Here is a 12,385-nt window from a genome sequence, read left to right as displayed (position 1 = left end):
TCCTGGCCTATGCTGGCGGTTATATTATGGGTGAACCCGGTTCATATTCACTTCAGATGCACCATCGCGGCGGCTGTCTGACCATGCACCGCAAAAAAAGTGGTTCATCATACCATTTCCTGATGCTTTTCTGGCCAAAAAACCGTGGCGCCAGGCGCCAGCCTGCCCCGCATCATGGGGCTGGGCGGCCATCCTGTGCCAGTTTCCAGTCTTCGCGGGAAAAAACACGCTCATGGCCGGACAGCACCAGGGCCAGTTTTTGCAGCCATTGCTCGGTCGGCATGGGTTCGGCCTTAAAGCTGAGCACCACCATCAGCACCAGGCTTGCCAGGGCCAGCGCATGGCTGACGGCGAAATTGACGGCGCCGCGGGCATTCCACATGAAGCCCAGCGCCAGCGCCAGACCCAGCACGCAGCCGCTGACGGCTTCCGACACGCTGTGCGCATGGACGACCACGCGGGAAATAGCCACCAGCACGGCAAACGCCACGCCGACGAGCACGCCAGCATGGCGCCAGCGCGGTGCGGCCCGCTGCAGCAGCACATACATCATCACGGGAAACACGGCGCCGGCGCGCATGGCGTGGCCGCTGAAACCCGTAAAATCGAGCGCGCTGCTGCCGACACCCCAGCTCATGAAGGCCAGCTTCGACAGCACCACGAGGGCCAGGCCGCCGCCGTACCACAGGCTCCAGCTCAGTACCAGGCGCCACTGGCGCGAAACGAGCAGCCACAGGGCGATCGCCACGCCAGCCGGCCCCATCACGGCCATATCGGCCGCAAAAGAAATTCCATTCCACCAAGTCATCGTGCCTGCACTTATTTCATGATCAGCTTGCACTATGCCACGACTCAGTGCTGTTCCGCGCGGCTTTTGCTGTGCTGCAGCGAAGAATTACATTCGATTACAAAATTTCCACGCCAAAACCATCCACCGGGCATTGCAAGGCAGGCGTCAGATATTCGTCAAGCGCTTGCCCTTGGGCGGCGCAAAGTCGCGGATCGATTCGATCATGCCCACTTCCAGCGCCTGGTCGGCCGTCAGGTGCAGGTCGGAATACGCATGCACCTGCCACTGCTCTTCCGTCAGGTTGACGTGGCCGCGCAGGATGCGCTCGGTGCGCATGTCGTCGGCGCGCAAGCCCTCGACGATGATGCTGAGCGCGTCGGGGCGCGATCCGGGCGAGGCTGTCGCATGCGACTTGTGCACCATGAAACGGGCCGTGTCGCTGGCGTGGCGGTGCCGCCCCGCCAGGAACAGGGTGACGGCGATGGACGCCACGGCGCCCGCATTGTAGGTAATGATGTCGAGCGGCAACTTGCTGAGGAAGTTGTACAGACAGATGCCATCGCTGACATAGCCGCCGTTGGACTGGATCAAAATGTGCGCGGTGGTGAGCTTGTCTTCCGTGATGTCGGCCACGGCGTTGAAGACGCGCCGCACCATGTCACTGTTGACGTCGCCCGAGAGGGTAAAGTAACCGTGCTGCTCGGTGTTGTTTTGCGTCTCGCTTTGTGTAGTGTTCATGGCAGGCACCCGCAAGAAAGCCAGGATTTCATCATAGCGCATTCCCGCGCGGCCGGGCGCCCTTTTGCGGCGTCTCCAGCCCCCTGCCAGCCCCGCAAACCGGGGCTTTTGCTGCAATTTGGCAACGTCTTTTCAGATTGACAGAAACACCCTGCTGGCATATATTCCTCCCACTTGATCGGGAGAGGGCAAACCAGCGTTGCCGCCGAAGGGGCACTACCCAAAAACTCTCAGGCAAAAGGACCGATCAGGCGGACTGAAGCTGTTGCTTTGGCGACACGTTTCAGCTCAACTCTGGAGAGCGGCCGCGGCTATTGCCGGCGGCCCACCGAAGGGGCGCACGGGGCAAGCCCCCGTAATCTCTCAGGTACAAAGGACAGGGGGGTCAGTGATCACGCTGGAAAGCCGTGTTTGGCTATTCTATGTTTTGTTAACTCCCCTTTTACCTTCGTCCCGAGGAATCCATGACGCTCAAAGCGACCCCACTCAATAACGCCCACCGTGCCCTCGGCGCCCGCATGGTCGATTTCGGCGGCTGGGACATGCCCGTCAACTACGGCTCGCAAATCGAAGAACACAATGCCGTGCGCGGCGACGCTGGCATGTTCGACGTGTCCCATATGTGCGTGGTCGATATCGAAGGTCCGAACGTGCGCGCTTTCCTGCGCGGCTTGCTGGCCAACAACGTTGACAAGCTGCAAGTGTCGGGCAAGGCGCTGTACTCGTGCATGCTCAATGCCGAAGGTACCGTCATCGATGACTTGATCGTCTACTTCTTCAATGAAAACTGGTTCCGCTTGGTCGTCAACGCGGGCACGGCGGAAAAAGACGTGGCCTGGATGCAGCAGCAAAATACCAGCACCAACAGCGGCCTGACGATCACCCAGCGCCGCGACGGCAATGACGCCATGGCGCTGGTCGCCGTGCAAGGCCCGAACGCCCGCGCCAAGGTGTGGCAAGTGCTGCCGGAAACGCAAGCGGCCTCCGAAGCCATCAAGCCATTCAACGTCGTCATCGTCAAGGACACGGCTTTCGGCGAAGTCATGCTGGCGCGCACCGGTTACACGGGCGAAGACGGCTTTGAAATCGGCGTGGCCGCCACCCAGGTGGAAGCGCTGTGGAACGCGCTGGCAGCGGCCGGCGTCAAGCCGGCGGGCCTGGGCGCGCGCGACACCCTGCGCCTGGAAGCGGGCATGAATCTGTACGGCCAGGACATGGATGAAACCGTCAATCCTCTCGACGCGGGCCTGGCGTGGACCATCGACCTGGTCAGCGAACGCGACTTCATCGGCAAGGCCGCCCTGCTGGCCAAAGGCCAGAACGCGCAATTCGTGGGCCTGATCCTGCGCGAAAAAGGCGGCGTGCTGCGCGCCCACCAGAAAGTCATCATCGCCGGCAGCGAAGCCACGGGCGAAATCACCAGCGGCACCTTCAGCCCGACGATGCAGGAAGCGATTGCCCTGGCGCGCGTGCCGAACGGCGTGAACGTGGGCGACACCGTGCACGTGGAAATCCGCGGCAAGCAGCTGGCCGCTTCTGTTGTCAAGCTGCCTTTCGTGCGTAACGGTAAAATCCTGGCTGCGTAAGCGTATTAGAGCCGCCCGCAAGACCGTACAACCATAATCAATAACGAACACTTACCATCTGGAGCCACACATGAACATTCCTGCAGAACTGAAGTACACCGCTTCCCACGAATGGGTACGCCTTGAAGGCGACGGCACGATTACCGTCGGCATCACCGAGTACGCGCAGGACGCCCTGGGCGACATCGTCTTCGTCGAACTGCCAACCGTGGGCAATACCTACGGCGCCGGCGACGACGCCGCCGTGGTGGAATCGGTCAAGGCAGCGAGCGACATCTACGCGCCGATCGCCGGCGAAGTCGTGGCCGTCAACGACGACGTGGTCAACTCGCCTGAGTCGATCAACGCCGACGCCTATGCCAACTGGCTGTTCAAGATCAAGCCAGCCGACGTGTCGGCCCTGGACGGCTTGCTCGACGCTGCCGCCTATGGCGCCACCACCGGCGCCTAATCGCGTTTGACTCACGGGCCGCAATTGCGGCCCGTTTGCATTTTTTCTGCGCTGCGCCCGCGCGCCGCATCCCGGTTTTTCAGTCTTTTTTGGCCTCTATATCATGACCCGCACCAGCCTGACCCAACTCGAAGCACGCGATGCCTTCATCGCCCGCCACATCGGCCCTTCTGCCACCGAACAGCAAGCCATGCTGGCGACCCTCGGCTATCCATCGCGCGCCGCGCTGATCGACGCCCTGGTACCGGCCAACATCCGCAACAAGGGCGCCCTGCCCCTGGGCGCGTACTCGCAGCCGATGCCGGAACAGGAAGCACTGTCGCGCCTGAAAGCCATCGCCGGCAAGAACCAGGTATTGAAATCCCTGATCGGCCAGGGCTACTACAACACGTTCACCCCTGGCGTCGTGTTGCGCAACATCTTTGAAAACCCGGCCTGGTACACGGCGTACACGCCATACCAGCCAGAGATTTCGCAAGGCCGCCTGGAAGCGATTTTGAACTTCCAGCAAGTGATCACGGATTTGACCGGCATGGGCATCTCGAACGCCTCGATGCTGGACGAAGGCACGGCCGCTGCCGAAGCGATGACCCTGATCCAGCGCGTGGGCAAGTCGAAGTCGAACGTGCTGTACGTCGCCAACGACGTGCTGCCGCAAACGCTGGAAGTGGTGCAGACGCGCGCCCAGCCGATCGGCATCGAAGTGCGTACCTTCGACCCGGCTGAAATCGAGTCGCTGGACGCCTGCTTCGGCGTGCTGCTGCAATACCCGGGCGTGAACGGCGTCGTGCGCGACTACCGCGCCGGCGTGGAAAAACTGCACGCGAACGGCGCCATGGTCATCGTCGCGGCCGACCTGCTGGCCCTGACCATGCTGACGCCGCCGGGCGAATGGGGCGCCGACGTCGTCGTCGGCAACAGCCAGCGCTTCGGCGTGCCGCTCGGTTTCGGCGGCCCGCACGCAGGCTATCTGTCGACGCGCGATGAATTCAAGCGCAATATGTCGGGCCGCCTGGTCGGCGTGACCGTCGATGCGCAAGGCAACAAGGCGTATCGCCTGGCCCTGCAAACGCGCGAACAGCATATCCGCCGCGAAAAAGCGACCTCGAACATCTGCACGGCGCAAGTGCTGCTGGCCGTGATGGCCTCGATGTACGCCGTCTACCACGGTCCTGCCGGCCTGCTGCAGATCGCCCAGCGCGTACACCGCTACACGGGCGTGCTGGCCGCCAACCTGAAGACCCTCGGCTATGGCGTCGTCAACGCGAGCTACTTCGACACCCTGACCATCAATGTCGCCGATGCGGCGCAACTGCACGCGACGGCCATGCACCACGGCGTCAACCTGCGCAAGATCGACAATACCCATGTCGGCGTGTCGCTCGATGAAACCACCACGCGCGACGATATCGCGCTGCTGTGGAAAGTGTTCGCGCACGGCCTGGCCAACGCGCCTGCCGCGCCTGACCTGGACAGCGTGGAAGCTGGCGTCACCAGCGCCCTGCCGGCACAGCTGGCGCGCGAGAGCGCCTACCTGACCCACCCCGTCTTCAACAGCTACCACTCGGAACACGAAATGCTGCGCTACCTGCGCAGCCTGGCCGACAAGGACCTGGCGCTGGACCGCACCATGATCCCGCTCGGCTCGTGCACCATGAAGCTGAACGCGACGAGCGAAATGATTCCCGTCACCTGGCCCGAGTTCTCCAACATCCACCCGTTCGCTCCCGATGCGCAAACCGTCGGCTACCGCGAGATGATTTCGCAACTGGAAGAGATGCTGTGCGCACTGACTGGCTACGCGGCCGTCTCGCTGCAGCCGAACGCCGGCTCGCAGGGTGAATACGCAGGTCTGCTGGTGATCAAGGCCTACCACGAATCGCGCGGCGAAGGCCACCGCAACATTTGCCTGATCCCGTCGTCGGCGCACGGCACCAACCCGGCATCGGCCAACATGGTCGGCATGCAGGTGGTCGTCACCAGCTGCGACGCCAACGGCAACGTGGACCTCGCCGACCTGAAAGCGAAAGCGGAAAAGCACAGCGCCAACCTGGCCTGCGTGATGGTCACCTACCCATCCACCCACGGCGTGTTTGAAGAAGGCATCCAGGAACTGTGCGAGATCATCCACTCGCACGGCGGCCAGGTCTACATCGACGGCGCCAACATGAACGCGCTGGTCGGCGTGGCCGCTCCCGGCTCGTTTGGCGGCGACGTGTCGCACCTGAACCTGCACAAGACCTTCTGCATCCCGCACGGCGGCGGCGGACCAGGCGTCGGCCCGATCGGCGTCGGCGCCCACCTGGCGAAATTCCTGCCGAACCAGCGTTCCTCCGGCTACCAGCGCGATGTGGCCGGCATCGGCGCCGTCAGCGCCGCGCCATTCGGCTCGGCCAGCATCCTGCCGATTTCGTGGATGTACATCGCCATGATGGGCGCGGAAGGCTTGACGGCCGCCACCGAGACGGCGATTTTGGCGGCGAACTACATCGCGCGCCGCCTGGCGCCGCACTACCCCGTGCTGTACTCGGGCCACGACGGCCTGGTCGCGCACGAGTGCATCCTGGACCTGCGTCCGATCACGGACGCCACCGGCATCAGCAACGAAGACGTGGCCAAGCGTTTGATGGACTTCGGTTTCCATGCGCCGACCATGAGCTTCCCCGTGCCGGGCACCCTGATGATCGAGCCGACGGAAAGCGAATCGAAAGTGGAAATCGACCGCTTCATCGACGCCATGATCGCCATCCGCGCGGAAATCGCCAAGGTCGCCAGCGGTGAATTCGACCACGACGACAACCCGCTGAAAAACGCGCCGCACACGGCACAGGTGCTGATGTCGGACAACTGGGAACGCAAGTACAGCCGCGAAATCGCCGCCTACCCCGTCGCTTCCCTGCGCCAGCGCAAATACTGGCCACCGGTCGGCCGCGCCGACAACGTGTACGGCGACCGCAACCTGTTCTGCGGCTGCGCTCCGATCAGCTCGTACGAAGAAGAGTAAGCGCCGGGCGCCCGCTTCCGCGGGCGTGTCGACGACAAGAAGGCAGGCCACGCGGCCTGCCTTTTTTTATGCCTGCACATCCACGTAGGTCGGATTAGCGCGCAAGCGCGTAATCCGACAACATTGTTGACGTATGTGGCGCCGTCGGATTACGGTCCTTCAGACCTAATCCGACCTACAGCGCCAGCAAGGCCGCGCCCGGCAATCCCAGGGCCGTGCCCAGCATCGTCAACAGCACGACATCGCGCCGCTCGCAGCGGGCGCGGTGCGAACTCCAGGCGGCAAACAGCAGCGCTACGGCCACGCCGCTGAGCGAAATACCCACTTCCGTCATGTCCGCTCTCCCCGCAGATGCGGCGCAGCCGCCATTGTTACGTTCATCATCGTCGTCATCCTTTGCCTTTATTGAGTTGACTACCTATCGGTAGGTAGTCAGTGTACAATAAAAAAGACGGCAATGTCCATGCCGTGTTTTTTGACGATACAAAGGAAGCGCAATGCAGCAGAAAACCCCTCTTCCCGCCGCCAGTCTCGGGCTGGCGGCTTCCCTGGCCCTGGTCGCCGTGCTCGGTCCGGCCGGCATCGACATGTACCTGGCTTCGATGCCCGCCATGGCGCGCGAGCTGCACACCTCGTATGCGAATGTGCAGCTGAGCCTGACCGTGTTCCTGCTGGCACTGGGCGGCGGGCAGCTGCTGTGCGGCCCGCTGACCGACATGCTGGGCCGGCGCCGTCCGCTGCTGGTCGGCATCGCCGTCTACATTCTTGCCGCCGTATGGGCGTCGCAGGCCGACCAATTGACCACCCTGCTGCTGGCGCGCACCCTGCAGGGCCTGGGCGCGGCGCTGACCCTGGTCGTCGTGATGAGCATGGTGCGCGACGTGGCCGATGGCGTGCAGGCGGCGCAGCTGTTTGCCCTCCTGATGACCATCGTGGGCCTGGCGCCCGTGCTGGCGCCGGCCGCGGGCGGCTTGCTCGACGCGCATTACGGCTGGCGCGCCGTGATGCTGGCCCTGGCCGCGCTCGGTGTCTTGACCCTGCTCAATAGCGCGCTGTTCCTGCCGGAAACGCTGCCCCGCGCCCGCCGCGTCTCGCCGCAAGGCATGCACCGCACGTATGCGCGCATCGCGCTGGATCGCGCCTTCCTGCTGCCCGCGCTGGCCCTGTCGGCCACTTTCTTTTTCCTGTTTGCCTATATCGGCGGGGCATCGCTCGTGTACCAGCGCGACTTCGGCCTGTCCGCCGGCAGCTTCGGCCTCGTCTTCGGCGCCACGGGCGTGGCCGTGCTGCTGGGTGCGATGGCCAGCGGCCGCCTGGTGGAAAAGTATGGCGTGGCGCGGTTGAGCGTGACGGGCAGCGCGGCCATGCTGGGCGGCGCGGGACTAGCCCTGCTCGGTGCCTGGGCGGGAGCAGGCATCGCCGCCGTCGTGCCGGGCATGTTCGTGGCCCTGTTTGGCCTGGGCATCGCGGAAGCGGCGCTGATGGCCATGGCCATGGGTTCCCAGCAGCGCGCGCTCGGCTCCACGGCCGCCCTGCTGGGCGCCATCCAGATGACCTTGTCGTCGCTGGCCACGCCGCTGGCGGCCAGCCTGTCCGAATGGGGGCCATTACCCTGGCTGCTGTTCTTGACCGTAGCCGGCCTGCTGGTATCATGGCTGACCCTGGCCACTGCGCGCGTCCATCCGGTCCATGCCAGCAGCCTGGGAGCGCACTGACGCCTCACATACACTCACCCCAATGATGAAAAAACGCTCGGCTTCGGCCGATAACATCTGTGCCGTCGCCGTCGTGCACTTTTCGGAGCACGGCTACGATGCCTCGTCCCTCAGCGACATCGCCGGGCAGGCGGGCATGCGCAAGGCTTCGCTGTACTCGCACTTCGCCGGCAAGGATGCTCTCTTCCTCGACGTCTTTGCCGATGCCCTGGCCGAAGAGCAAGCCTTCATGGATGCATGCTTTGCCGATGAAGCGGCACTGGCGGCGCCCGGCGGCCAGCAAGCGGGCGCCCTGTACTGCGACCGCATGGCGCAGCGCTATGCGGACTCGGCCCACCTGCGCTTTTTGCTGCGCACGGCGTATTTGCCGCCCGCGCCCCTGCGCATCGAAGTCGGCACGGGCTACGAAGCCTTGCTGGCGCAGTTGCAGCGGCACTACGTGGCCAGCCTGGGCCGCATGGCACCCGCGCTGCCGCCGCAACGCGTCGACCTGTATGCGCAAGCCTACCTGGGCATCGTCGACAGCCTGCACGTGGAGCTGATCTACGCGGGCGGCGCCGCGCTGCAGCAGCGCCATGCGGCCTTGTGGCAGATATTGTCCGATTCGCTGGCGATGGCCACGCAACATGGCTGAGCAAGTGGCCTGCAACACCCACATTACACTTTGGAAACCTAAGATTTCTTCAGTTGACACTCTTGCAGCACATCCATAAGATGCCCTCATTATTCATTTACGGAGTCCCACGTGGGTACTTGTTCTAGTGACAGTAGCCGATCTTGTATCGGTGATTGCCTCGGCAGCTAAACAGCAAGCAACGCGGAATTCCGTTTTCTCCGTGCCTTGCTGAGCAAGGTGCGGTGTCTCGCGCGGCCATTACGGCTGCGCGCCTCTCCCCCTCTTTCCGATCGCGACCGGCTACTGACCCGGATTGCCCGCCAGCGCCATGCCTCGCCATGTTGCGTTGGCGGCACGCAAGTCTTGCCTGCGGCTGCGCCGCCCGTCAACACCTCGTCGTGAAAGGAAGAGCCATGAATCTCTTCACCCGCTTATTCGAATCGTTCCTGCGCAAGCGCCATACGGCCGGCCACTTCCGCCGGCGCGCCATGCCGCTGGAAAACAGCACGGCCCGCCCCGTGCCCGACCACCTGGCGCGCCAGCTGCTGGCTGCCGCCCATGAAGACCTCGATAGCGCGCTGAACCGCCTGCACACGCGCATCGAAGGCTTGCGCGATGCCGAAGCGCAAGTCATCGGCGCGCAAACGGGCCCCAATGAAGTCGAGCATGAAAAGCCGCTGGCCTGGTACCAGCACCTGTGGCTGTGCTACAAGAATCCGTTCAACCTGCTGCTGACCGTGCTGGCCATCGTGTCCTACCTGACGGAAGACCCGAAAGCCACCATCGTCATCGGCACCATGGTGATCTTGTCGACCCTGCTGCGCTTCGTGCAGGAAGGCCGCTCGAACCGGGCCGCCGAGCGCCTGAAAGCCATGGTCAGCAATACGGCCACCGTGCTGCGCAACGGCCAGCAGGTCGAGCTGCCCATCCGCCAGCTGGTGCAGGGCGACCTCATCGTGCTGTCGGCCGGCGACATGATACCCGCCGACTGCCGATTGCTTTCCGCGAAAGACCTGTTCGTCAGCCAGGCCGCCATGACGGGTGAATCCTTGCCCGTGGAAAAAATGGCCGAGCTGGCCGACAGCGCAGGCCGCGATCCCATGGAACTTGCCAACCTGCTGTTCATGGGCACCAATGTGATCTCCGGCGCCGCCACGGCGCTGGTGCTGGCCACCGGCAACCGCACCTACTTCGGCACCATCGCCACGCGCGTGACGGCCACCGAGCGCACGCCGACGGCCTTCGAGGCGGGCGTCAACAGCGTCAGCTGGCTGCTGATCCGCTTCGCCCTCGTGATGGCGCCGCTCGTGTTCCTCATCAATGGCTGGACCAAGGGCGACTGGATGGAAGCGTTCCTGTTTGCCCTGTCCGTCGCCGTGGGCCTGACGCCGGAAATGCTGCCCATGATCGTCACCAGCACTCTGGCCAAGGGCGCCGTGAAACTGTCGAAAAAGAAAGTCGTCGTGAAACGCCTGGACGCCATCCAGAACTTCGGCGCCATGGACGTGCTGTGCACGGACAAGACGGGCACCTTGACGCAGGACAAGATCGTGCTCGAGCGCCACACGGACGTGTTCGGCCAGCCCTCCGACGAAGTGCTGCAATTCGCTTATCTGAACAGCCACTACCAGACGGGCCTCAAAAACCTGCTCGATCGGGCCGTGCTCGATCATGTTGAGCTGCAGACGGAAATGCAGCTGGCCCGCGATTACGTGAAAGTCGATGAAATCCCGTTTGATTTCGTACGCCGCCGCATGTCTGTCGTCGTTTCCGAAAAGAACGACCACCATGAGCTGATCTGCAAGGGCGCCGTCGAGGAAATCCTCGCCGCCTGCAGCCATCTGCGCCTGGGCGGCGTGAATATTCCCCTCGATGCGGCCCTGCTGGCCAAGGTACTGGAAACCACGCATGGCCTGAACGCGGAAGGTTTGCGCGTGGTGGCCGTGGCCGTCAAGGAAGTGCCGCCCCACAAAACCGTGTACGGCGTGGCCGATGAAACGGCGCTCACGCTGATCGGCTATGTGGCCTTCCTCGACCCGCCGAAAGAATCGACGGCGCCGGCCCTGCGCGCGCTGGCGGAACATGGCGTGACCGTGAAAGTCTTGACGGGCGACAACCACCTGGTGACGGCGAAGATTTGCCGCGAAGTGGGCCTGGCCGTGCATGGCGTGCTGCAAGGCCCGCAGCTCGACGACATGGACGACGCCACCCTGTCCAGGGCAGCGGAAGAGAATACCGTGTTTGCCAAGCTCAGCCCGCTGCACAAGGAGCGCCTCGTGCGCGCCCTGCGCGGCAATGGCCACATCGTCGGCTTCATGGGCGACGGCATCAACGACGCGCCCGCCCTGCGCGCGGCCGACATCGGTATTTCCGTCGATTCCGCCGTCGATATCGCCAAGGAGGCGGCCGACATCATCTTGCTGGAAAAGAGCCTGATGGTGCTCGAAGAAGGCGTGCTGGAAGGCCGGCGCACCTTCAGCAACATGCTCAAATACATCCGCATGACGGCCAGCTCGAACTTCGGCAATGTGTTTTCCGTGCTGGTGGCCAGCGCCTTTTTGCCGTTCTTGCCCATGCTGCCGCTGCACTTGCTGGTGCAGAACCTGCTGTATGACGTGTCGCAGATCGCCATTCCCTTCGACAATGTCGACGCCGAACTGATCCAGCAGCCGCTGAGCTGGAATCCGCGCGACATCGGCCGTTTCATGGTCTTTTTCGGCCCGATCAGCTCGATCTTCGACATCAGCACGTTTATCTTGATGTGGCATGTGTTTGGCGCGAATACGCCAGAGCAGCAAACCCTGTTCCAGTCCGGCTGGTTCGTCGTGGGGCTGTTGACCCAAACCCTGATCGTGCACCTGATCCGCACGCCCAAGCTGCCGTTCATCGACAGCATCGCGTCCGTGCCCCTGCTGGTGGCCACCACCGCCATCATGGCCGTGGGCGTCTTCCTGCCGATGGGTCCGCTGGCGACCTACTTCAAGCTGCAGGCCTTGCCGTTGGGCTACTTCCCCTGGCTGCTGGGCATCCTCGTCTGCTACACGGTGCTGACGACGTTTATGAAACGCGTGTATCTGCGCAAATTCGGCTGGCAATAGTATGATGAGCCGCTCTTCCACCCACACAAGGCACGCATGAGCGGCTCCCCTCCTTCCAAGCGTAATCTCGCCCTGCTGCTGTCGGCCCTGGTCTTTCCCGGCAGCGGGCATTTCGTATTGCAACTCAAGGCACGCGGCTGCCTCTTCCTCGTACCGGCCCTGGCCGCGCTGGTGCTCGTAGTGCGCCAGATCATGGCACGTTTGGACCAGATAATGGCACAGATCGACAGCGGTGCCCTGCCCTTCGACGTGCAGCTGATCGTGGAAAAAGTCGATGCCCTGTCCGCCAATGACGGCCCCGCCATGACGGTGGCCGTGGGCGTGCTGGTGGTATGCTGGATTGGCAGCCTGGTCGATACCGTGCTGTTGAAACCGTGAAGTAGCGTC

The 12,385-nt window shown here is 63.4% G+C and carries 10 protein-coding genes and 2 riboswitches; of the genes, 7 read left to right on the top strand and 3 right to left on the bottom strand.

Annotation, left to right across the window (positions count from 1 at the left end):
• Positions 1-172 precede the first annotated feature (172 nt).
• Entirely contained in the window at positions 173-808 is a 636-nt protein-coding gene (locus tag CSQ91_RS04300) for a phosphatase PAP2 family protein (RefSeq protein WP_257217215.1), read from the bottom strand.
• Positions 809-955: 147 nt separating this feature from the next.
• A complete protein-coding gene (locus tag CSQ91_RS04295) occupies positions 956-1,528 on the bottom strand; it encodes an ATP-dependent Clp protease proteolytic subunit (protein ID WP_070257426.1) in 573 nt (190 codons plus the stop codon).
• A 169-nt stretch (positions 1,529-1,697) separates the two neighbouring features.
• Positions 1,698-1,784, top strand: a riboswitch (glycine riboswitch).
• A 28-nt stretch (positions 1,785-1,812) separates the two neighbouring features.
• Positions 1,813-1,918: riboswitch (glycine riboswitch) on the top strand.
• Positions 1,919-1,992: 74 nt separating this feature from the next.
• Here CSQ91_RS04295 and gcvT point away from each other — a divergent pair.
• The 3 genes from gcvT to gcvP all read left to right on the top strand — a co-directional run bounded on the left by gcvT (position 1,993) and on the right by gcvP (position 6,569).
• Complete coding sequence (gcvT, locus tag CSQ91_RS04290; protein ID WP_070279245.1) at positions 1,993-3,114, top strand: glycine cleavage system aminomethyltransferase GcvT; 1,122 nt, start codon at positions 1,993-1,995, stop codon at positions 3,112-3,114.
• Between the two features lie 70 nt (positions 3,115-3,184).
• Positions 3,185-3,565 (top strand): glycine cleavage system protein GcvH, encoded by a 381-nt coding sequence (gene gcvH / locus CSQ91_RS04285; RefSeq protein ID WP_034784168.1) that lies wholly within the window; start codon positions 3,185-3,187, stop codon positions 3,563-3,565.
• 103 nt (positions 3,566-3,668) lie between these two features.
• A complete protein-coding gene (gene gcvP, locus CSQ91_RS04280; RefSeq protein WP_070279244.1) occupies positions 3,669-6,569 on the top strand; it encodes an aminomethyl-transferring glycine dehydrogenase in 2,901 nt (966 codons plus the stop codon).
• 175 nt (positions 6,570-6,744) lie between these two features.
• Here the strand turns inward: gcvP and CSQ91_RS28850 are convergent, their stop codons facing one another.
• Positions 6,745-6,903: a hypothetical protein gene (locus CSQ91_RS28850; protein WP_171985004.1), complete on the bottom strand. Its 159-nt coding sequence runs from the start codon at positions 6,901-6,903 to the stop codon at positions 6,745-6,747.
• A gap of 163 nt (positions 6,904-7,066) precedes the next feature.
• On the opposite strand from CSQ91_RS28850, the gene CSQ91_RS04275 reads away from it, so the two are divergent.
• From CSQ91_RS04275 to CSQ91_RS04260, 4 genes are all read left to right on the top strand, one after another.
• Positions 7,067-8,284, top strand: coding sequence for a Bcr/CflA family efflux MFS transporter (locus CSQ91_RS04275; RefSeq protein ID WP_099387463.1), 1,218 nt, complete (start codon positions 7,067-7,069; stop codon positions 8,282-8,284).
• Positions 8,285-8,306: 22 nt separating this feature from the next.
• On the top strand, positions 8,307-8,918 hold the full coding sequence (locus tag CSQ91_RS04270; protein ID WP_099387462.1) for a TetR/AcrR family transcriptional regulator: 612 nt from the start codon (positions 8,307-8,309) through the stop codon (positions 8,916-8,918).
• 395 nt (positions 8,919-9,313) lie between these two features.
• Positions 9,314-11,998 carry a magnesium-translocating P-type ATPase gene (gene mgtA, locus CSQ91_RS04265; RefSeq protein ID WP_099387461.1) on the top strand — a complete coding sequence of 895 codons (2,685 nt, stop codon included), beginning with the start codon at positions 9,314-9,316 and terminating at the stop codon, positions 11,996-11,998.
• Positions 11,999-12,034: 36 nt separating this feature from the next.
• A complete protein-coding gene (locus tag CSQ91_RS04260) occupies positions 12,035-12,376 on the top strand; it encodes a hypothetical protein (protein ID WP_099387460.1) in 342 nt (113 codons plus the stop codon).
• Positions 12,377-12,385 lie beyond the last annotated feature (9 nt).

The sequence above is a fragment of the Janthinobacterium sp. BJB301 genome, assembly GCF_002735685.1.
In the GTDB taxonomy this organism is placed as follows: domain Bacteria; phylum Pseudomonadota; class Gammaproteobacteria; order Burkholderiales; family Burkholderiaceae_D; genus Janthinobacterium; species Janthinobacterium lividum.
The sequence above is the reverse complement of the archived record's forward strand: the minus strand, read 5'-3'. Positions and strand labels throughout refer to the sequence as shown.

What these genes read in the sequence shown, in the direction of transcription:
- gcvT (WP_070279245.1), top strand. Translation starts at nt 1,993, where the DNA reads ATGACGCTCAAAGCGACCCCACTCAATAACGCCCACCGTGCCCTCGGC.
- CSQ91_RS28850 (WP_171985004.1), bottom strand. Translation starts at nt 6,903, where the DNA reads ATGACGGAAGTGGGTATTTCGCTCAGCGGCGTGGCCGTAGCGCTGCTG.
- gcvH (WP_034784168.1), top strand. Translation starts at nt 3,185, where the DNA reads ATGAACATTCCTGCAGAACTGAAGTACACCGCTTCCCACGAATGGGTA.
- mgtA (WP_099387461.1), top strand. Translation starts at nt 9,314, where the DNA reads ATGAATCTCTTCACCCGCTTATTCGAATCGTTCCTGCGCAAGCGCCAT.
- CSQ91_RS04295 (WP_070257426.1), bottom strand. Translation starts at nt 1,528, where the DNA reads ATGAACACTACACAAAGCGAGACGCAAAACAACACCGAGCAGCACGGT.
- CSQ91_RS04270 (WP_099387462.1), top strand. Translation starts at nt 8,307, where the DNA reads ATGATGAAAAAACGCTCGGCTTCGGCCGATAACATCTGTGCCGTCGCC.
- CSQ91_RS04300 (WP_257217215.1), bottom strand. Translation starts at nt 808, where the DNA reads ATGACTTGGTGGAATGGAATTTCTTTTGCGGCCGATATGGCCGTGATG.
- gcvP (WP_070279244.1), top strand. Translation starts at nt 3,669, where the DNA reads ATGACCCGCACCAGCCTGACCCAACTCGAAGCACGCGATGCCTTCATC.
- CSQ91_RS04260 (WP_099387460.1), top strand. Translation starts at nt 12,035, where the DNA reads ATGAGCGGCTCCCCTCCTTCCAAGCGTAATCTCGCCCTGCTGCTGTCG.
- CSQ91_RS04275 (WP_099387463.1), top strand. Translation starts at nt 7,067, where the DNA reads ATGCAGCAGAAAACCCCTCTTCCCGCCGCCAGTCTCGGGCTGGCGGCT.